General features: G+C 65.1%; 18 protein-coding genes. 8 read left to right on the top strand and 10 right to left on the bottom strand.

The window, feature by feature from the left end; genetic code table 11:
- Positions 1 to 54: 54 nt before the first annotated feature.
- Complete coding sequence (locus tag ABWL39_RS15275) at positions 55 to 204, bottom strand: hypothetical protein (protein WP_367793031.1); 150 nt, start codon at positions 202 to 204, stop codon at positions 55 to 57.
- 275 nt (positions 205 to 479) lie between these two features.
- Between ABWL39_RS15275 and ABWL39_RS15270 the strand changes: the two genes are divergently transcribed.
- The 4 genes from ABWL39_RS15270 to ABWL39_RS15255 all read left to right on the top strand — a co-directional run bounded on the left by ABWL39_RS15270 (position 480) and on the right by ABWL39_RS15255 (position 7,780).
- Positions 480 to 2,807, top strand: coding sequence for a PAS domain S-box protein (locus ABWL39_RS15270; protein WP_367793028.1), 2,328 nt, complete (start codon positions 480 to 482; stop codon positions 2,805 to 2,807).
- A gap of 226 nt (positions 2,808 to 3,033) precedes the next feature.
- Complete coding sequence (locus tag ABWL39_RS15265) at positions 3,034 to 3,861, top strand: phosphate/phosphite/phosphonate ABC transporter substrate-binding protein (RefSeq protein ID WP_367793025.1); 828 nt, start codon at positions 3,034 to 3,036, stop codon at positions 3,859 to 3,861.
- A complete protein-coding gene (locus tag ABWL39_RS15260; protein WP_367793022.1) occupies positions 3,858 to 6,071 on the top strand; it encodes a PAS domain S-box protein in 2,214 nt (737 codons plus the stop codon). The genes ABWL39_RS15265 and ABWL39_RS15260 overlap by 4 nt, the downstream gene beginning before the upstream one ends.
- Entirely contained in the window at positions 6,068 to 7,780 is a 1,713-nt protein-coding gene (locus ABWL39_RS15255) for an ABC transporter substrate-binding protein (protein ID WP_367793019.1), read from the top strand. Before ABWL39_RS15260 ends, ABWL39_RS15255 begins: the two co-directional genes overlap by 4 nt.
- A 67-nt stretch (positions 7,781 to 7,847) precedes the next feature.
- Here ABWL39_RS15255 and ABWL39_RS15250 read toward each other — a convergent pair whose 3' ends face one another.
- From ABWL39_RS15250 to ABWL39_RS15230, 5 genes are all read right to left on the bottom strand, one after another.
- The gene (locus ABWL39_RS15250) at positions 7,848 to 8,225 is read right to left on the bottom strand and encodes a hypothetical protein (protein ID WP_367793015.1); all 378 of its coding nucleotides are present in this window, start codon (positions 8,223 to 8,225) and stop codon (positions 7,848 to 7,850) included.
- Positions 8,226 to 8,356: 131 nt separating this feature from the next.
- The gene (gene arsC, locus ABWL39_RS15245) at positions 8,357 to 8,716 is read right to left on the bottom strand and encodes an arsenate reductase (glutaredoxin) (RefSeq protein WP_367793012.1); all 360 of its coding nucleotides are present in this window, start codon (positions 8,714 to 8,716) and stop codon (positions 8,357 to 8,359) included.
- Positions 8,717 to 8,783: 67 nt separating this feature from the next.
- Positions 8,784 to 9,608 carry a metal ABC transporter permease gene (locus tag ABWL39_RS15240; RefSeq protein ID WP_367793009.1) on the bottom strand — a complete coding sequence of 275 codons (825 nt, stop codon included), beginning with the start codon at positions 9,606 to 9,608 and terminating at the stop codon, positions 8,784 to 8,786.
- A gap of 39 nt (positions 9,609 to 9,647) precedes the next feature.
- The gene (locus ABWL39_RS15235) at positions 9,648 to 10,376 is read right to left on the bottom strand and encodes a metal ABC transporter ATP-binding protein (RefSeq protein WP_367793006.1); all 729 of its coding nucleotides are present in this window, start codon (positions 10,374 to 10,376) and stop codon (positions 9,648 to 9,650) included.
- Positions 10,373 to 11,254: a zinc ABC transporter substrate-binding protein gene (locus tag ABWL39_RS15230; RefSeq protein WP_367793003.1), complete on the bottom strand. Its 882-nt coding sequence runs from the start codon at positions 11,252 to 11,254 to the stop codon at positions 10,373 to 10,375. The genes ABWL39_RS15235 and ABWL39_RS15230 overlap by 4 nt, the downstream gene beginning before the upstream one ends.
- A 121-nt stretch (positions 11,255 to 11,375) precedes the next feature.
- Between ABWL39_RS15230 and ABWL39_RS15225 the strand changes: the two genes are divergently transcribed.
- The gene (locus ABWL39_RS15225) at positions 11,376 to 11,564 is read left to right on the top strand and encodes a 4-oxalocrotonate tautomerase family protein (protein WP_367793000.1); all 189 of its coding nucleotides are present in this window, start codon (positions 11,376 to 11,378) and stop codon (positions 11,562 to 11,564) included.
- 37 nt (positions 11,565 to 11,601) lie between these two features.
- Here ABWL39_RS15225 and pcaC read toward each other — a convergent pair whose 3' ends face one another.
- Positions 11,602 to 11,982, bottom strand: coding sequence for a 4-carboxymuconolactone decarboxylase (gene pcaC / locus ABWL39_RS15220; RefSeq protein ID WP_367792997.1), 381 nt, complete (start codon positions 11,980 to 11,982; stop codon positions 11,602 to 11,604).
- A 52-nt stretch (positions 11,983 to 12,034) separates the two neighbouring features.
- Positions 12,035 to 13,447, bottom strand: a complete 1,413-nt coding sequence (locus ABWL39_RS15215; RefSeq protein WP_367792994.1) for a DUF2252 domain-containing protein — start codon at positions 13,445 to 13,447, stop codon at positions 12,035 to 12,037.
- A gap of 168 nt (positions 13,448 to 13,615) precedes the next feature.
- Here ABWL39_RS15215 and ABWL39_RS15210 point away from each other — a divergent pair, with 168 nt between their 5' ends.
- The 3 genes from ABWL39_RS15210 (at position 13,616) to ABWL39_RS15200 (ending at position 15,065) form a co-directional block, all read left to right on the top strand.
- On the top strand, positions 13,616 to 13,861 hold the full coding sequence (locus ABWL39_RS15210) for a hypothetical protein (protein ID WP_367792992.1): 246 nt from the start codon (positions 13,616 to 13,618) through the stop codon (positions 13,859 to 13,861).
- A 64-nt stretch (positions 13,862 to 13,925) separates the two neighbouring features.
- Positions 13,926 to 14,648, top strand: a complete 723-nt coding sequence (locus ABWL39_RS15205; protein WP_367792989.1) for a Mut7-C RNAse domain-containing protein — start codon at positions 13,926 to 13,928, stop codon at positions 14,646 to 14,648.
- Positions 14,649 to 15,065, top strand: coding sequence for a DUF2799 domain-containing protein (locus ABWL39_RS15200; RefSeq protein ID WP_367792985.1), 417 nt, complete (start codon positions 14,649 to 14,651; stop codon positions 15,063 to 15,065).
- Between the two features lie 208 nt (positions 15,066 to 15,273).
- Here the strand turns inward: ABWL39_RS15200 and kdpE are convergent, their stop codons facing one another.
- Together kdpE and kdpD are read right to left on the bottom strand one after the other, a co-directional pair.
- The gene (kdpE, locus tag ABWL39_RS15195) at positions 15,274 to 15,972 is read right to left on the bottom strand and encodes a two-component system response regulator KdpE (protein WP_367792982.1); all 699 of its coding nucleotides are present in this window, start codon (positions 15,970 to 15,972) and stop codon (positions 15,274 to 15,276) included.
- A gap of 23 nt (positions 15,973 to 15,995) precedes the next feature.
- Positions 15,996 to 18,710 (bottom strand): two-component system sensor histidine kinase KdpD, encoded by a 2,715-nt coding sequence (gene kdpD, locus ABWL39_RS15190; RefSeq protein WP_367792979.1) that lies wholly within the window; start codon positions 18,708 to 18,710, stop codon positions 15,996 to 15,998.
- Positions 18,711 to 18,785 lie beyond the last annotated feature (75 nt).

Genomic DNA, 18,785 nt, shown 5'->3' with positions numbered 1-18,785 from the left:
TTGGCCACTATACGCGAGCGGCCACGAGCCGGCGCCAGATGCCTGGGCCGGGCGTCACTGCTTTTTCTGATCCTCGCCCGGTTTGGGTTGCTTGCGTCCATCCTTGATCCGCAGCGCAGCAAGGGGGCCGATGATCAACGCGACCGCGGCCACGCCAAAACCGATGAACAACAAGGTGTTGTCGTTTGTCGGGGCGAGCCGCATCGAGGTAGCCCGTGCTTGCTTGGCGGGCGCTGGGGGCGGGGTGTCAGGTGCGGCAGATAATGGCCCAGAAAATCCGAGCAGAGCAACGGCGAGCCATCTATATAAGAAACAGCGAATAGAGAAACGAGTCAAACCCAAACATCTCGATGGCATAATGTCCAATCCAAGCTACACTGATAGCCTGTTTCCATAGGCTGCCGCACCATTCCAAATGTCGACCAGGCATAAAAGGCTGGGGGCATGCCTGCCATGATGCGGTCACCCCGAATCCCTGCATGACGATACTCTCCGATACTCTTGATGCTAGCCCCCTGCCGAAGCGCAAGGCAAGCATGCTGAAGCTGCTGGCTGTGCTGGCGTCAATAATCGTGACAGGTTATGTGTCCGGCGAATGGGGCGGATTGCCCTGGGCTGTCGTGTGTACCTTGGCTTTCGCAGGCGCTGCCGCGGTGCTGTGGTGGGCGCTGCAGGGACAGCCCGTGCAGGCAGCGGCGACGGAAATATCGTGGCATGGCATGGTCGGCCGCGCCTCTGCCGCAGCCTTGCTGGTGGACCAGTCCTTGCATATTGTCCAGGCAAACGGGGCGGCTGCCGTCATCTTCCGCCTGCCTAGCGAGGAGGGAGCCGTCGGGCGAGCATTGTCTGATTTCCTGGTGGACGACGTCATCGATGCCGCTCAGGTCGAGGCAAGCGGGCCGCTGTGCGTGCCCAATGTCCGGGTCAAGTGCGGTGACGGGTCGGAACGCTGGACGGCACTCAACGCCATGCCCGCTCAAGGCGGGCTCCTGCTGCTGCAACTGCACGATACCACCGAGCAGCATCAACGCCTGATCGGGCTGGAAGACAGCGAGCAACGCTATCGCCTGATCGCCGAACATGCCAACGATATCATCTCGTCTCACAGCCTCGATGGGCGAATCGAGTTCGTTTCCGCCGCGTGCAGCCGGATACTGGGCTATTCGCAGGAAGAAATGATCGGCATCAATCCGCTTGATCTCGTCCACCCGGATGATCGTCTCGTGATGATACGCAAGCACGCCGAGGCGATTACCGGCGGCGACGGCAAGTCGGCCCAATGCCGTGTCAGGCGCAAGGATGGTGCCTATATCTGGGTCGAGCTCTATGGCCGGCTGATGCCCGGCGAGCAGGGCAACTCACGCGGCTTCGTGGCGGTGACGCGCGACATCACCTTGCGTCACGCGGCCGAAGCCGCACAACGCGAGTCCGAGCGCTTTCGCGCATTGTTCGAGCTGGCGCGCGATGAATTGCTGCTGATCGACAGCGCCGGGCGCATTGTCGACGTCAATCGCAATACCTGTGAACGGCTGGGCAAGAGCCGCGGCTGGCTGATCGGCACGCCGCTGGCGCAGCTGTTGACGACAGCGGAGGCTGATTTCTCCCTGACCGGCCTGCAGGACATCTATCTGCGCATCAGCCGTGGCGAGCAGGTGCTGGTCGTGGCACAGCAGATGGGGGCGGAAGGCGAGCCGATCGACGTCGAAGCGCTGTTCAGCGTGATCCGCCAGGAAGGGCGCAACCTGATGCTGGTTGCGGTGCGCGATGTGTCGCAGCGCAGGCGTATGGAGCGCGAGCTAATCGAGTCGCTCGGCGCCTTGCGGCTGTTGCACAACAGGCTGTTCGGCATCATCGAAGGCACAAGCGACCTGATCGCCGCACTCGATGGCGAGTGCCGCTTGATTGCATTCAATTCTGCGTTCAAACAGGCGTTCGAGCGCAAGTTCGGCACGCCGATCCAGCTCGGCATCAGCCTGCTCGAGCTGCTGGTCGACCGTCCGGAAGACATGGCGCGCGCGCTGACCAACTGGTATCGCGCCCTGTCTGGCGGCGTATTCAAGGATACCCAGGTATGGGAAGGGACCAGCAGCAACGTCGAGTACTACGAAGTCAGCTATTGCCCCCTGCGCGATGAGGTTGGGGGCGTCTGCGGTGCCGCCTACATCGGCCGCAACGTGACGCAGCGCATGGTGGCTGAGGATGAGCTCAAGTCTGCGCTGGATCAGCTGGAGACGGCGCGCAGTGACACCGAGCGGGCCAATATCCAGCTCAAGCAGGCAAACACCGAATTGCTGCGCCAAGCCAACCAGGACGGCATGACCGGCATCGCCAATCGCCGTTACTTCGACGAATACCTGGCGCTCGAATGGCGGCGCGCGTCGCGCCAGGGCGAATCGATCGCGCTGATTTTTGCGGACGTCGATTTCTTCAAGCTCTACAACGACCACTACGGCCATCAGGCAGGCGACGATTGCCTGCGCAAGGTTGCCGCCGCGCTGGCCAGCCAGCTGCACCGCCCGGCCGATCTGCTGGCGCGCTACGGCGGGGAGGAGTTCGTCATCCTGCTGCCCAACACCTCGCTGGCGGGGGCGATCTTCATCGCCGAGAGCATGCTCAAGGCCGTTGCCGCGATCGCCTTGCCGCACGCGCGTTCGACCGTGGCCGAGCATGTGACGCTGAGCCTCGGCGTGGCCGCGACGGCACCAACCGAGGCGATGGCCGAGGGTTACCTGTTGTATGGGGCCGATCAGGCGCTCTATGCGGCAAAAAAGGGCGGGCGTAACAAGGTTCACGGTAGCCCGATCTAGACGCCGTGTCTGGCGCAGGGCTGTACTTGCCTGCTGTGGGCCCGCGGCCCTGGCTGCGGCGAGCCTGCCCCTCGCCATGGGGAGGTGAGATGTAAACACCATGGCCAGAGTGCCATCAGTAAATTCTGATATTCGGCCGTATTGCTGGGATTGAAGCGCGTGGGCCTGCTATGATTCAGTGGGCATGCAGAAATAATGCTGGCCACCCACTACGGTTCGAGACTCGATGTGTCGATTTTTCTACTTGCTGTTGCTGGTCTGTATTGCCGGATGTGCCGAGGCGGCATCGCTGCATTTCGGCGTTGCCCCCTACCTGAGTGCCCGGACCCTGGTACTTGAATATGGGCCGATGTGCGATTTCCTGTCGCAGCAAACGACGCAGAAGCTCAGAATCGGTACGGCTGGCTCGTTGCGCGATTATCTGCGGCGTGTCGACGCCGGCGATTTCGATCTGATCCTGACGCCACCGCACCTGGCCCGTTTCGCGCAGCAGTCGATGGGGTTCCGCCCGCTTGTGGGCATCAAGTCGGATTTCTACGCACTGCTGCTGATACACCGCAACGACCCGGCGACCACGCTGAGCGACATCAAGGGGCGCACCCTCAACATGCCGGATCGGCTGTCGCTCGTCGTGCAGCAGGTCAACACGTTTCTCGGCGGGCTCGGTATCGATCCCGAGCGCGAGCTTCGCCTGCGCTACCACAATACGGACAACAACGCCGTCCTCGAGATGCTGCGCACCCCCAATGCGGTGGCGGCCACCTCGCGTGCCGTTTACGAGCGCATGTCCAATGACATCACCGCGCAGCTGCGTGTGCTGGGCAGCACCTCGAGCACGCTCAGCCTGGTATTGATGGTTCATCCGCGGCTCGATGAAGCGGTCGTTGCGGCGCTGCGTGACGCGATGAACCGTTTTCCCTATAGCGAGCCCGGGCTCGCCTATTTCAACCGGACCTCGTCTTACATCGTGCCGGTCGACGATGCCCAGCTGGCGGCCTACGACACGCAGCTGGCCTTCGTGCGCAAGGAGCTGTACGGAGGAGGCGGCCGGTGAAAAACCCGATACCGTTCCGCAGCCTGCGCTTCAAGCTGATGTTTGCCTCGACCGTGGTCGAGGTACTGATGCTGGCCCTATTGCTCGGCAACAGCATGCGCCTGATCGACACCGCCATGGTGGCCAGCACCGAAAGTGCGCTCGCGCAGCATGAGCCCTTGCTCAACATCGCGATCGCACCCTACCTGCTCGAAGGCGACTACGCCACCTTGCAGGACAACCTCAATGAAATCGTCGGCAGCAACGGCATCGAGTATGTCGTCGTGCGCGATCAGGATGGCCGGGTTGCCGCCAGCGCGGGCATTGCCAACGTCGACGCGCTGCCGGCGCCCATGGTGAGCGCAGCCGAGGCGCTCAGTGTGCGGGTGATGCACGTCGAGCGCCGGCTTGGCCTGGGCGGGCAGACGCTGGGTGTGCTGCGTTTCGGCCTCTCCACCGCCATCATGTCCGAAGCGCGGCAGTCGCTGCTCAGGCAGAGCATGGTGATCGCCTCGATAGAGGTGGCGCTGACGTTCATCCTGCTCAGCATGATTGCCTACTGGGTGACCGGCAGCCTGGGCGAGCTGATCGACAGCACGCAGGCCATCGCCAAAGGGCGGTATGACCTGCGCGTACCGGAAATCGGCCATGACGAGCTCGGCATGCTGGCGCGCAACTTCAACGACATGGCCGAGGCGGTCGAAAAGCAGATGGGCGCGCTGCATGCGAGCGAAAACGAATACCGCACGCTGTTCGAGCAGGCTGCGGTCGGTATCGCCCATATCACGCTGGACGGCGATCGCTGGCTGCGGGTCAACCGGACGCTGCGTCAGATACTCGGCTACGACGACGCCAGCCTGTCACACATGACACTGGCCGAGCTGTGCCGGCCGGAGGACCTGGAAAACCTGCGCGAGGCTCGCCGCGCGCTGCTGAAAGGCGAGCTGGAGATGCGCGAGGTGGAGTGGCAAATCCGTCGTGGCGACGGCAGCCTGATGTGGTCCCGCCTGACGGCATCGCTGCAGTATGACGAGCGGGGCGAGCCGCTCTACTTCATCTTCGTGGTGCAGGATATCGGCCAGCAGAAGCAGGCCGGGCTTGCCCTGCTGCGCTCGGAGGAGCGCTACCGTCGCCTGGTCGAATCCACCCAGGTGGTGCCCTGGGAGAGCGTATCGGAAGGCCGCCGCATCAGTTACATCGGGCCGCAGATCCAGCAACTGCTCGGTTATCCGATCGACCGCTGGTTCGAGGAGTCATTCCTGTTTTCCGTCATGGAGATGGAGGACAGCACGGTGGCGCGCGAGCAATTCGCCCGCCCCAATGCGGAGTTCGAATGCCGGCTGCGGCACCGCGACGGCCGGCTCATCTGGTTTGCCTGCCTGGTCTCGCGGATCTGGAGCGGCGATAGCGAGACCAAGCTGCAAGGCTTCCTGCTCGACATTTCGGCGCGCAAGGCGAGTGAGCTTGAGCTGGCCGACTATCGTGGCAGGCTCGAAGAGCTCGTGGAGCGTCGCACGGTCGCCCTGGAGGCCGCCAACAAGGAGCTCGAGGCATTCAGCTACTCGGTCTCGCACGATCTGCGTTCGCCTTTGCGCACCATCGAAGGCTTCGGCCAGATATTGCAGGAAGACTATGCGCCGGTACTCGACCAGACTGGCCAGGACTACCTGCAGCGCATCCGCGCGGCCGCATCGCGCATGGGTGAATTGATCGAAGCCATGCTGCGCCTGGCGCGCGTCAGCCGCACCGATATCCGGCTGGTGGAGACCGACCTGTCGGCCATCGTGAGCCGTGTGGCCGACGAGCTGCGCGCGCGCGAACCCGAGCGGCGAGTAGAACTGAAGATCGCGCCGGGCGTCCGCGCGCTGTGCGACCCGGACATGATGCACATCGTGCTGCAGAACCTGCTCGAAAATGCGTGGAAATACAGCGGCAAGATCGATCATGCAGTGATCGAATTCGGTGTCGAGCGCCAGGAAGGCTACGATGCCTATTTCGTCAAAGACAACGGCGCGGGCTTCGACCCGCAGTTCGCCAGCAAGCTGTTCGGGGTGTTCCAGCGCCTGCACAAGCCCGAGGACTTCGAGGGAACCGGCGTTGGCCTTGCCACCGTGCAACGTATCGTACACCGCCACGGCGGCCGTATCTGGGCAGAAGGCAAACCAGGGGAGGGCGCATGTTTCCACTTTACACTGCAACCGGTCACCCGCCTGATGGAGGCTTCGCTGTGAAGGCCCGCCTCTTGTCCGCACTGTTGCTGCTCGGCCTGACTGCGCCGGCATCGGCGGACATCGTGGCGGCCAAACGCTGGCTCAAGCGCGAATTCACGCCGAGCACCTACAGTTACGACCAGCAACTGGCCGAGATGCAATGGTTCATCGACGCCGCCCGCCCCTATACCAGTCTCACCGTGCGGGTGGCGTCGGAGGATATTCCGACGCATCGCTACGAGCGCGACGTGATGTCCAAGGCGTTCTACGAGATCACCGGCATCAAGGTGCAACACGACGTCATCCACGAGAGCAAGGTTGTCGATTCGGTGCTGACGCAGATGCGGACGGGCGAAAACCTGTACGACATGTACATCAACGATACCGACTCGATCGGCGCCCACTTCCGTTACGGCAGAACGGTGGCACTGTCCGACTTCATGCTCGGCGAAGGGCGCGATGTCACGCTGCCGACCCTCGATGTGCACGACTTCATCGGGCGCACGTTCGGTACGGCCAGTGACGGCAAGCTTTACCAGCTGCCGGACCAGCAGTTTGCCAACCTCTACTGGTTCCGCCACGACTGGTTCAGCCGGCCCGACCTGAAAAAGCGCTTCAGGGAGCGCTATGGTTACGAGCTTGGCGTGCCGATCAATTGGTCGGCCTACGAGGACATCGCCGACTTCTTCAGCAATCAGGTGAAGGAGATCGACGGCGTCCGCGTCTATGGTCACCTGGATTATGCGGCGAGCGACCCCTCGCTGGGGTGGCGCTTCTCCGACGCCTGGCTGTCGCTGGCGGGAACGGGCGACAAGGGCCTGCCAAATGGCCGCCCGGTGGATGACTGGGGGATTCGTGTCGATGGCTGCGTGCCGATCGGAGCATCGGTCGCGCGGGGCGGGGCCGTCAATGGCCCGCCATCGGTGTATGCCCTGACCACCTACCTCGACTGGAACCGCAAGTACGGCCCGCCGGAAATCCGCAAGCTGGCATTTGGCGACATTGGCGACTACCTGTTGAAAGGCAATGTCGCCCAGATGGTGTTCCTTTACACGGTGAATACCGCGGCGATGACCAAACCGGGGTCGGTGCTGGTCGGGCGCGACGGCAACCCCAAGTGGCGCTATGCGCCAAGCCCGCACGGTGCCTATTGGGAGGAGGGTATGAAGCTCGGCTACCAGGATGCGGGCGCCTGGACCATGCTCAAATCGACGCCATTGAACCGGCGCAAGGCCGCGTGGCTGTATGCGCAGTTCGTGGTGGCGCATTCGACCTCGCTGAGGAAGACGATCGTCGGGCTGACACCGATCCGCGAGTCGGATATCCAGTCCGAGGCAATGACCCAGCTCGCGCCCAGGCTGGGCGGGCTGATCGAGTTCTATCGCAGCCCGGCGCGCGTGGCCTGGACGCCAACCGGCACCAATGTACCCGATTATCCGCGTATGGCGCCGCTGTGGTGGCGCAATATCGACGACGCCGTCAGCGGGCGCAAAACGCCGCAGCAGGCGCTCGACAAGCTGGCCACCGACATGGAACAGGTGATGGGCGATATTGCCAAGGAAGGGCGGATGCAACATTGCATCCCCAAGCTGTCGGAACCGATGGAGCCGTCATACTGGTTCAAACAGCCCGGCTCACCCAAACCCAAGCTCGACAATGAACGCACGAAGCCGGAGACGGTCGCCTACGAAGCCCTGCTGCGTGCATGGCGAGAAGGGCGGTTGCGCTAGCGCTGCTGCCGCCGGAAAACAAAAAGCCACGCATCTGCGTGGCTTTTTTGTCGGCATGGCCGGTGCCTTACTTCTTGACGGCTTCCTTGACCTTGTCAGCCGCTTCCTTGGTCTTGTCGGCTGCCGTGGCGGTGGCTTCCTTGGCCTTGTCCACCGCGGTTACGGCGGCGTCCTTGGTCGCCTCCTTGGCGGTCTCGGCGGCCTGCTGCGCGCCTTGAGCCGCATCCTTGGCAGCGTCCGCCGTGGTCTTGGCGGCATCCTTGGCTGCGTCGCCTGCGGCCTGGCCGGCGGCCTTGGCTGCATCGGCGGCGTTGCTGGCGGCTTCCTTGCTTGCGTCTACCGCCTTCTCAGCGGATTCCTTGGCGGCTTCGATATTCTCGTTGCTCTTGCTGCAAGCAGCGAGACCAATGGTGGCGACGGCGATCAGGGCAAGAATCTTCTTCATAGCGTAAGCACTCCAGACGTTGTTGAACCTGTTTTACCGCGGCAATCGAGGGCTGGCGGACAGTTGCCCCAGGCGGCTAGTTAGGCGTGCAGTGTACGGCGCCGTCGATGAATATTAGATGAACGGAACGTTCAGGAACGCGGCCCGAGCAGCGCCAGCACATTTTCCGGCGGCCGGCCGATTGCGGCACGCTCGCCGTATACGACGATCGGGCGCTGGATCAGGCGCGGATGCGCCACCATCGCGTCGATCAACTGCTCGGACGACAGCGACGGCGCATCGAGCCCGAGTTCGCGGTATTCATCCTCGTCGGTGCGCATCAATTCACGCGGCGCAATGCCCAGAAGGCTCAGCAGGTGGCGCAGCTCGTCGGCGCTGGGCGGCGTCTGCAGGTATTCGATGATCTCTGGCGTTTCGCCGTGTTCGGTCAACAGCGCCAGCGTCTGGCGGGATTTGGAACAGCGTGGGTTGTGATAGATGCGGACGGTCATGGCAAACAATCTCCGGATTTTTGGGGCCGTTGCGCCACCGGGGCCGGTGGGCGCCAGCCGCGGCGAGTTACCGCGACGCGGCCCTGAATTTAGACAGGACGAGGCTCAGCACATAGCCCAGGCCGGCCAGCAGGATGATGGTCGCGCCGGACGGCAGATCGGGCTCGTAAGACAGCGCGAGCCCACCCAGCGTGAAGATGCTGCCGAGCACGGTGGCAATCAGCATGATCTTCGACAGCGAGCGCGACCACTGGCTGGCAATGGCCGCCGGCAGCGTGAGCAGCGCGATGACCAGGATCAGCCCGACCACCTGAATCAGCAGCACCACGGTAATGGCCACCAGGCACAGCAGCAGCAGGTAATAGAAGGTGACGTTGAGGCCGCGCAGGCGCGCGAATTCTTCGTCGAAGCAGACGGCGAGGAAGGGCTCGCGAAACAGCCAGACGAGGGCCAGCAGGATGGCGTCGAGCCCGGCCATCAGCCACAGGTCCTGGCTCGAGATCATCAGGATGTTGCCGAACAGGTAGCTCATCAGGTCGATGCCATAACCCGGTGTCTTGGCGACGAAAATTACACCAACCGCCATGCCGACCGACCATAGCGCGCCGATCAGCGTGTCCTCGTGCTCCTTCATGCGCAGATTGATCCAGCCGATCAGCAGGGCGGCGCCCAGCGCCGCCACCAGCGCACCGCGCATCGGGTTGTGGCCGAGGAAGTAGGCAACGCCCATGCCGCCCAGGATGGTGTGGGCGATGCCGCTGGCCAGGTAGCTGATGCGCTTGACCACCACGTAGGAGCCGATCAGGCCGCAACAGACGCTGGCGAGCAGGCCACCGAGCAGGGCGTATTGCAGGAATTGTTCGTGCAGCAGGGCGTCGAGGAAACCGGTCATGGGGTGGGGGCTGGCAAGGGGCGCGCGGTGGGCACCCGATTAATGATGGTGGTGCGCGATGGCGTGCACATGCTTGCCGTAGATGCGCTCCAGCGTCGCCGGGTCGATCGCGTCCGGCGCGTGGCACACCAGCTGGCGGTTGAGGCAGGCGATGCGGTTCACATAGTCGGAGATGAAGCCGATGTCGTGCGACACCACGACGACGGTCAGGCGGCGGTTGAGCTGGCGCAGCAGCTCGAAGATGTTCTTTTCGGCACGCACGTCCACGCTGGCGGTCGGCTCGTCGAGCAGCAACAGCTTGGGCTCGGTCGCCAGGGCGCGTGCAATCAGCACCCGCTGCAGCTGCCCGCCGGAGAGGGCGCCCACCGCACGCTGGCGCAGTTCCCAGACGTCGGTTTCGCGCATCGAGCGCTCGCCGATCTCGCGGTCCTGCCGGCTATAGCGTTGCAGCCAGCGGCCCGGTTGCATGCGGCCGAGCAGCACGGCGTGTTCGACGCTGATCGGGAAATCGCGGGCGAAGCTCGCATATTGCGGCACATAGCCGATCTCGCGCGCCGCCTGTTGCGGTGCTTGGCCCAGCACCTGCAGGCTGCCGCCGGTCGGCGCCAGCAGGCCCAGCAGCAGCTTGAGTAGGGTGCTCTTGCCGCCGCCGTTGGGGCCGACGATGCCGAGGAAATCGCCCGGATTGACGTCGAGGTCGACCCGGTCGAGCACCTGCGTGCTGCCGTAGGCGAAGTCGAGGGCACGGGCGGCGATCAATGGTGTCATGGCTGGTTGCTGGCGAGGTCGGCGGCGACGCGCTTGAGATTGCTGATCATGTCGGGGGCCAGGTCGTCCATGGGCAGCACCCGGGCGTCCACCGCGCGCGCAATGTTCTCGGCCGCGCGGCGGCTGAATTGCGGCTGCACGAAGATGGCGCGAATGTGGTTCTGCCTGGCGAGTTGAATGATGCGGCTGACGGTTTTTGCTCCCGGTTCCTTGCCTTCGTATTCGATCGGGATCTGCTGCAGCCCGTAGGTGTCGGCAAAATAGCCCCAGGCGGGATGGAATACCATGAAGCGCTTCACCTGGCCTGCCTGCAGTGTAGTACGGATGGACTGGTCGAGTTGGTCGAGTTCCGTCGCGAGGCGCTGGTAGTTGCGCTCGAACTCGGCCTTCGAGGCAGGCTCCAGCGCGGCCAGCGTATCGCGGATCTGCGCCGCCATCTGCTTCATCCGAGGCGGGCTGGTCCAGACATGGGGGTCGGGCTCGCCGGCGCGATGCTCGTGATCGTGCCCGGCCTCACCGGGCAACTCGAGCACGGCGTCACTCAGCCTGAGCTTGATGCCGGCCTTGTTGTCGACGATGCGCAGCGCCGGGTTGCCCGCCGCCACGCGTGCCAGCAGGCCCTTTTCGAATGGCATGCCGATGGCGAACAGCACGTTGGCGCGCGCCAGGCCCGCAACCTGGCTCGGCGTGGGCTCGAAGGTGTGCGGGTCCTTGCCGGTGCTGACCAGGGCGGTGACCGTGACCTTGTCGCCGCCGACGGCCTCCACCAGCTGTTTCTGCGGCATCACGCTGACGAATACGGTCTGCCTGGCCCAGGCCGGCGCCATGGCGAATGCAGCCAGTGCCGCGACGGCAAGCAGACGGGAGGAAAAGCGCACGATGGGAATCTCTGTATTTGCAACAAAGTTGCAAGAAGGCTGCATTATAGCCAGATGATCGAATGGCCGCAAAGCCAGCTATGGCTACAATGGAACCGTCGACACAGCGATTGGAGAGGCCATGCCTTACGTCAATATTTGCCTCGCAGGCGAGCTGTCGCGCCGGCAGAAACAGCAGATCGTGCGCGAGATCACCGATACGCTCGAACGCATCGCCGAGAAGCCGCGCGAATACGTCATGATCAGCTTCGACGAGTTGCCCGAGGAAAACTGGGCCCTGGCCGGCAAGTTGCTCGACGAGGATGCCTAATAGCCCGCCGTGAGCGGGTTGCCGTGCGGCTGGCTCGTTACGCGCTGGCCTGGATTTCCTTCAGGACTTCCTGCGCCGCGCGGAAGGCGTCGATCGCGAGCGGTACGCCGCAATAGATGGCGCTGTGCATCAGCACCTCGCGAATCTCGTCGATAGTTGCACCGTTGTTCAGCGCCCCGCGGACATGCCCCTTGAGCTCCTGCGTGCGGCCGAGCGCCGCCAGCATGGCCAGGGTGATGAAGCTGCGCGTCTTCAGGTCGAGCCCGTCGCGGCACCATACCGTGCCCCAGGCCTGCGAGGTGACGAACTCCTGCAGCGGCCGCGTGAAGTCGTCCGCGTTGGCGAAGGCACGGTCGACGAAGGCATCGCCCATCACCTGCCGGCGCTTGGCCAGGCCCTGCTCGAATTGATCGCTCATGTGCGCTCCAATGGGGGTAAATGAGCCGGCATTTTATCAGCCCTGGCCTGGCTCAGGGCTGCACCTCGTGCAGCGGATCGTCGAGCGTGTCGACCGGCAGCCTGCCACGGGCGACGGCCTTGCGGAAGGCCTCGTAATCGGCCTCGACCTGATCCGCGTAGCGCATCGCGTATTGGCCGATTGCCTGCGCAAAGGTGATGCTGCTGCCCAGATAGGCGGCGATGTCCGGGGCCAGTGCGCTCGATTTGGCGTGTGCCCTGGCGAGTGCCCAGGCGCAGCCACGAAGGTAGGCATTGAGCATGTCCGCGTCGTAGGTCTCGATCTGCGCGGATGCCTTCATGTCGCGCAGCTGGCGCACGTAGAAGTGCCGCCCGAACGGGCCGGTGCACCAGCCGAGAAATGCATCGCTGGCCGCCTGCATCAGCCGCTGGCCCTGAATCACGCGCTGGCCTTCGTGGCGTATCCGCGGGTGATCGACGTGGGGCGCCAGCACCGATGGCCGTGCCTCCTTGATCTGCATGAACAGCGGCTGGCCGTGGTCGTCCATCATCAGCACCACGAGGCAGCGCGTGCCGATGCTGCCCACGCCGACCATCTTGAACGCTGCGTCGAGCACCCGGTAGTGGCCGAGCAAGCGGCGCCGGTCGTCCTGCAGCGTGGCGCCATAGCCCTTGAACATGTCGGCGAGCAGCGCCTGCCAGTTTTCCGTTTCGAGCCATCTGTCGTGATTTGGCAGCATGGAGCTCGGGCTGTGGATGTGGAACAGGCTCGGCGGGGCGTCGCGCAGGCGCAGCTCGCCACCCACGCGCGTGGTGAGCTTGTCGAGCAGGCTTTCGTGAGTGCGCCCGCTGGCACGCTGCTGGGCCTTGTCCAAGCGCCTGTGCAAATCCGGGGCGTCGAACTCGGTGTGGAGCCGGTCGAAGGTCAGCTTGTCATACCAGACATCGATCAGGCTCATCGCCGCGTAGTCCTGCATATGCTGCTGGTAGCTGGCGGCGCAGCTCAACGCGGCATCCATCGCCTGCCTGTCGCCAAGCCCCAAGTGGCGTGCCGCGACGGCCGCGCTGACGGCAAGCCGCTTGAGATCCCACTCCCAGGGTGCGGGCAGGGTTTCGTCGAAATCGTTGATGTCGAAGATCAGATTGCGCTCCGGCGTGGCGAAGGCGCCGAAGTTCATCAGGTGCGCGTCGCCGCAGCACTGCACCGTCATGCCGGTGCTGGGCGTGCTGTCCAGATCGAAGGCCTGCAGCATTGCCGTGCCGCGCAGGAAGGTGAACGGCGATTGCAGCATGCGGCCATAGCGCATCGGCAGCAGGGCCGGCACGCGGCCGATGCTGCTGCGCTCGATCAGCGCGATGGGGTCGCGTTTGACCGCGGCCTGGTGCTCGGCATGGCTGCTGCGCGGGCAGCCCTGGCGCAGCGTCTTGCCGCGCAGTTGATGGGTTTCGCTGGCTTGCTTAGTCATGGCTGATTGGTGATCCGGGGGTATACTGGCCTTTTGTGTCTGCCTGGAGCTGGCACCTCGAAACAGCGCTTGCACGAGCGGCATCCTGCGTCGTCAGCCCACCCTGGCTTGCGGGTTGTGCTGGACTTCGCCTGCTCGTGGCGGCTTTCGCGGTGCCCGAGTATCAATATGCTACGTATTCTATTTCTATGCCTTTGCCTGCCACTCGCCTGGCTCAACGGCTGCGCAGTGGTAACCGCGACCGCGGCGGTGGCGTCAACGGCGGTCAGCGTCGGCGTGACGGCAGCCAGCGTGGCCACCGATGTTGCCGTCGGCACCGTCAAGGGAGCCGCCAAGGTGACCGGGGCCGCCATCGACGCGGCGAGCAGCCAGGGCGCCGATGCCGCGCCCGTGCCGCCCGACGCCGCGCAGTAGTCGCGACGGCCCATTAAGCTTAGAAAGCAACCTCGACAATTGCACGCTCATCTCGACCATGGAGATGCCCTGTAGCACTTTCCTGATAGGCGGCAAGCTCGTCCGCTTTCTGCCACCGCTGCGGCGCGACGGCCCCTTGCGGGTGCCCGTTGCCGGCCGGCCCGCCGTCAAGGATAGGGTCGAGTCGCTCGGCGTGCCGCATACCGAGGTCGGCCGCCTGCTGATCGATGGCCGGGCGGCCGCACTGTCCGCACGTCTCGATGGCGGTGAGACGGTCGAGGTATCGCCCTGGGCGGGTCTGCAGCCGACGGGTGCGGCGGCGCCACGCTTCATCCTTGATGCGCACCTGGGGCGGCTGGCCCGCCGTCTGCGCCTGCTGGGCCTCGATTGCGCCTACCGGCCCGACATCGATGACCCCGAGCTGATCGCGCAAGCGGTGGCCGAGCAGCGCATCGTGCTGACGCGCGACGTGGGTGTGCTCAAGCACAGTGTCGTCAGCGTGGGCGCGTTTGTCTATCACACCGATCTCGCGGGACAGTTGCGGGAGTTGTTTCTGCGTTTCGGCTTGCGCCATCACCTGCATCCGTTCAGCCGTTGCAGCCAGTGCAACGATCTGCTCGTGCCCAGCACGCTCGACGCGGTGCGCGAGCGCGTGCCGGCCCGCGTCCAGGCCTGGCAGACGCGCTATTTCTGCTGCCAGGGTTGTCACCAGGTTTACTGGGAAGGCAGCCACGTCGAGCGGATCCGGGCCGAAGTGAGCCGCACCCTCGCGGCCGAGGAGGAATGAATGCGCAAGCTGCTGCTGTTGCTGACGATTTGTTTATCCGCCTGCGCCACCATGAACGGCGACGAGTGCCGCGCGCCGGCCGGCATCGGCAACAAGGACGGGAGGGAGGGGTGGCCCGGCTGGCGCCTCGAACAGCATCGCGACAGCTGCCGCCGCGCCGGCGTGGCGCTGGACGAAGCAGCCTATCGCACGGCCTACGCTCAGGGCCTGCGGCTGTATTGCAGCGAATCCACCGGTTATCGCGAGGGCTATCTCGGCTACGCCTACTTTGGCGTCTGCGAGGGGGAGGGCGAACGTGCCTTTCTCAAGGGCATGGAGGCCGGCTTGCGTGCCCGTTTCGTCGAGGGCTACGGCGATTGCCCCGGCGGCATCTGGCGCAACCCGCATGCCTGGTGCCCGCACTGGTTCGAGCGCTAGCCCGTGGCGGCCGGGCAAAAAAAGACCCGCATCACGTGCGGGTCGAATTAACCACTGGAGATACACAAGCAGAAGGCAGAACCTTCTGGAACGTATAGTCCCACTATGTGTGGGGTTATGGTTTGATCAAGATCAAGCAATCCGGAAGCGCCGCCCCGCGCGGGCCGCGCATCAGGCTCCGCCCGCCGGGCTTGGCCATGGGGCCGCGTCAGTTGCCGGCTGCCAGGCGATAGCCGACGCCGGTCTCGGTCAGCAGAAACGCCGGTTGCGCCGGGTCGCGCTCGAGCTTCTGCCGCAGGTTGCCCATATAGATGCGCAGGTAGTGGTGTTGCTCGATATGGCTCGGCCCCCATACCTCGCGCAGTAATTGCCGGTGGGTGAGCACTTTCCCGCTGTGGCGGATCAGCGTCGCCAGCAGCCGGAACTCGGTCGGCGTCAGGTGGACCGCGCTGCCCGCGCGCGTCACCTCGCGGCTGGCCAGATCGACGACGACCTCGCCAAAGCGGGCGCTGGGGTGCTCGCTGTCGGGTGTTACGGTGCGCCGGCGCAGGTGGGCGCGGATGCGGGCCAGCAGCTCGGGGCTGCCAAACGGCTTGGTGAGATAGTCGTCGGCGCCGGCGTCGAGCGCGGTGACCTTGTCCGTCTCCTGCGTGCGGGCTGACAGGACGATCACCGGCACGCTGCTCCAGCTGCGCAGATCGCGGATCAGATCAACGCCGTCGCGGTCGGGCAGGCCGAGGTCCACGATCAGCAGGTCGGGTTGCCGCGTGCCGGCCTCGATCAGCCCCTGGCGCGCGTTGTCGGCCTCGTGCACGGCGAAGCCGGCGGCCTCCAGCGTAACGCGCAGGAAGCGGCGGATCTGCTTTTCATCCTCGATGACGAGAACGGTGGCGGCGATATCGTTCATGGCTCGGTCTTGAGGGGCGCGGCTCAGCTGGCCTCTGCGGTTTCCAGCGCTGGGGGTTCGCTGGCGGGCAGCGCGACAGTGAAGCGCGCGCCGCCGCCGGGGCGGCTATCGGCCCAGATTCTACCGCCATGCGCCTCGACGATGGCACGGCAGATGGCGAGACCAAGCCCGACGCCGGGCTTGGCCGACTCCTTTTCGCCGCGCGTGAACTTGTCGAACACCTTTTCTTCCATGCCGGCCTGCAGCCCCGGCCCGTTGTCCTCGACCACCAGGTGGACATCGTGCTCGGCCGGCTGCACCGCGATGCGGATGGTGCTGCCCGGCGGCGTGTACTTGGCCGCGTTCTCGAGCAGGTTGCACAACACGCGCTCCACCAGCACCGCGTCGAATGACACCAGCGGCACCTCGGGGGCGACCTCGACCGTCACCCGATGCTCGCGCAGCAGCCGTTCGCTGGCACGCAGGGCGCTGCCGATCACTTCCTCCGGCAACTGCCACTGCTTCGACAGCTGCACGCCGCCAGCCTGCAGCCGCGCCATGTCGAGCAGGTTGGTGACGAGCCCGCTCATGCGCATGGCCTCTTCCTGCATCGACGTCGCCAGCTCGCGCCGTGTCTCGTCGTTGAGGCCGGCATCGGAAGCCAGCGTGGAGGCGAGGCCCACGATCACCGTCAGCGGCGTGCGCAGGTCGTGCGAGATGGCCGACAGCAGCGAATTGCGCAGGCGCTCGGCCTCCATCGTCACCACCGCGTCCTGCGCCACCTCGACGTAATGAACCCGTTCCAGCGCCAGCGCGATCTGCGCGGCAAAGGTATCGAGCAGGCGCTGCTGCTCCGGCGACATGATGTGGCGCGGGTTGTCGGGCTGGATGGCGAGCACGCCACGCGTGCGCATCGGCGCCTTCAGTGGCAGGTAACGGGCGGCGTGGGCCGGCAGGGTGTAGGTGCCGAGGCCGGCGACCTCCTGATGGTCGTAGACCCACTGCGCCACGCCCAGGTCGGTCGTTTCGAGCACCTCGGCGCTCATCTCCTGCAGCGGCTGGCGCACCGCCTCGTGGCTGTCGGGCAGCAGCACGGCCACCTTGGCGTGGAAGGTGGCGCACAGGTGGCGGCTGGCGATCTCGATGATCTGCGAGGTGGCGAGCGCGGCCGAGAGCGCCTGCGCCATACTGTACAGCGCGCTGGTGCGGCGTTCGCGATAGGTGGCGATATGCGCCTGGTAGCGCAGGCTGGCGGTGAGCTGGCTGATCACCAGCGCCACCACCAGCAGCACGGCGAAAGTCAGCAGGTATTGCGTATCCGAGACGGCAAACGACAGGCGCGGCGGCACGAAAAAGAAGTCGAAAGCCGCCACGCTGAGGAAGGACGACAGCACCGCCGGCCCGTGGCCGTAGCGCACCGCCACCAGCACCACCCCGAGCAGGTAGAGCATGACGACGTTGGGCAGGTAGAGAAAGCTGGCGAGCGGGGAGGCGATCAGCGTGGTGGCGACGCTCACGGCCAGCGCCCACAGGTAGCCGCGTTTGCGCGCCTCGACCACCTCTTCGAATTCCAGGCTGATGGTGTCGGTGCTGGCGCGCGCGTCCGCCGGCTGCTCGGGCAGCTCATGGCCGACGACATACACATCGACGTCGATCGAGTGCCGGCCCAGCTCGTCGGCCAGCGATGGCCGCCCGATTGCCGTCCAGTAGCGGCGCTGGCTCTTGCCGACCACCAGCTTGGAGACATTGCGGCTGCCGGCGTAGCCGAGCAGCACGCTGCTGACATCTGGGCCGGCCAGCGTGGCGGTCTCGGCGCCGAGCTCCTGCGCCAGTTTCAGCGTCTGCAAAATGCGCTCGCGATGAGCGTCGGACAACCGCTGCAGCCTGGGGGTCTCGACGTAGACGGCGATCCAGTCGGCCTTGAGGCTGGCCGCGAGCCGCGCCGCGCTGCGTACCAGCGTGTTGCCGGCCGGGCCGGGCCCGACGCACAGCAGCAGCCGTTCCTTGGCCTGCCACACCTGGCTGATCGACTGATCGGCCCGGTAGTCGCGCATCTGTGCATCAACGCGGTCGGCGGTGCGCCGCAGCGCCAGCTCGCGCAGCGCGATCAGGTTGCCCTTGCGGAAGAAGTGTCTGGCCGCGCGCTCGGCCTGGTGCGGCACATACACCTTGCCTTCCTTGAGGCGCAGCAGCAGCTCGTCGGGCGGCAGGTCGACCAGCGAGATCTCGTCGGCCTCGTCGAAGATGCGGTCGGGCACCGTCTCCCACACGCGGATGCCGGTGATCTGCCCGACGATGTCGTTGAGCCGCTCGAGGTGCTGGACGTTGACCGTGGTGTAGACATCGATGCCGGCGCCGAGCAGTTCCTCGACATCCTGCCAGCGCTTGGTGTGGCGCGAGCCCTCGACGTTGGTGTGGGCCAGCTCGTCGATCAGGATCAGTTGCGGCTGGCGTGCGAGCGCCGCGTCGAGATCGAATTCCGGCAACTGTCGGCCGCGGTGATCGACCTGCCGTGGCGGCAGCCGCGCCAGGCCGTCGAGCAGCCTGGCCGTCTCGGCCCGGCCATGGGTCTCGACGATGCCGACAACCACGTCCAGCCCCTTCGCGTGGGCTTGCCGCGCGGCATTGAGCATCGCATAGGTCTTGCCGACGCCGGCACAGCCGCCAAAGAAGATCTTCAGGCGGCCGCGGTGCTGGCGGGCTTCCTCGAGCATCACTTTCTCGAGCAGTTGATCGGGGTCTGGGCGGGTGTCTTGCATCGTTCTTCGTGTCGTGTGTGCGGCAGGCCGGGGCCTGCCAGGGCTGCAGCGCCAATGCCGGCGCGGCTCCCGGCA

The organism is Chitinivorax sp. PXF-14 (assembly GCF_040812015.1).
In the GTDB taxonomy this organism is placed as follows: Bacteria; Pseudomonadota; Gammaproteobacteria; order Burkholderiales; family SCOH01; genus JBFNXJ01.
Note: the sequence above shows the minus strand (reverse complement) of the source record. Positions and strands in the feature narration are given on the sequence as shown.

What these genes read in the sequence shown, in the direction of transcription:
- ABWL39_RS15275 (WP_367793031.1), bottom strand. Translation starts at nt 204, where the DNA reads ATGCGGCTCGCCCCGACAAACGACAACACCTTGTTGTTCATCGGTTTT.
- ABWL39_RS15270 (WP_367793028.1), top strand. Translation starts at nt 480, where the DNA reads ATGACGATACTCTCCGATACTCTTGATGCTAGCCCCCTGCCGAAGCGC.
- ABWL39_RS15265 (WP_367793025.1), top strand. Translation starts at nt 3,034, where the DNA reads ATGTGTCGATTTTTCTACTTGCTGTTGCTGGTCTGTATTGCCGGATGT.
- ABWL39_RS15250 (WP_367793015.1), bottom strand. Translation starts at nt 8,225, where the DNA reads ATGAAGAAGATTCTTGCCCTGATCGCCGTCGCCACCATTGGTCTCGCT.
- arsC (WP_367793012.1), bottom strand. Translation starts at nt 8,716, where the DNA reads ATGACCGTCCGCATCTATCACAACCCACGCTGTTCCAAATCCCGCCAG.
- ABWL39_RS15240 (WP_367793009.1), bottom strand. Translation starts at nt 9,608, where the DNA reads ATGACCGGTTTCCTCGACGCCCTGCTGCACGAACAATTCCTGCAATAC.
- ABWL39_RS15235 (WP_367793006.1), bottom strand. Translation starts at nt 10,376, where the DNA reads ATGACACCATTGATCGCCGCCCGTGCCCTCGACTTCGCCTACGGCAGC.
- ABWL39_RS15225 (WP_367793000.1), top strand. Translation starts at nt 11,376, where the DNA reads ATGCCTTACGTCAATATTTGCCTCGCAGGCGAGCTGTCGCGCCGGCAG.
- pcaC (WP_367792997.1), bottom strand. Translation starts at nt 11,982, where the DNA reads ATGAGCGATCAATTCGAGCAGGGCCTGGCCAAGCGCCGGCAGGTGATG.
- ABWL39_RS15215 (WP_367792994.1), bottom strand. Translation starts at nt 13,447, where the DNA reads ATGACTAAGCAAGCCAGCGAAACCCATCAACTGCGCGGCAAGACGCTG.
- ABWL39_RS15210 (WP_367792992.1), top strand. Translation starts at nt 13,616, where the DNA reads ATGCTACGTATTCTATTTCTATGCCTTTGCCTGCCACTCGCCTGGCTC.
- ABWL39_RS15205 (WP_367792989.1), top strand. Translation starts at nt 13,926, where the DNA reads ATGCCCTGTAGCACTTTCCTGATAGGCGGCAAGCTCGTCCGCTTTCTG.
- ABWL39_RS15200 (WP_367792985.1), top strand. Translation starts at nt 14,649, where the DNA reads ATGCGCAAGCTGCTGCTGTTGCTGACGATTTGTTTATCCGCCTGCGCC.
- kdpE (WP_367792982.1), bottom strand. Translation starts at nt 15,972, where the DNA reads ATGAACGATATCGCCGCCACCGTTCTCGTCATCGAGGATGAAAAGCAG.
- kdpD (WP_367792979.1), bottom strand. Translation starts at nt 18,710, where the DNA reads ATGCAAGACACCCGCCCAGACCCCGATCAACTGCTCGAGAAAGTGATG.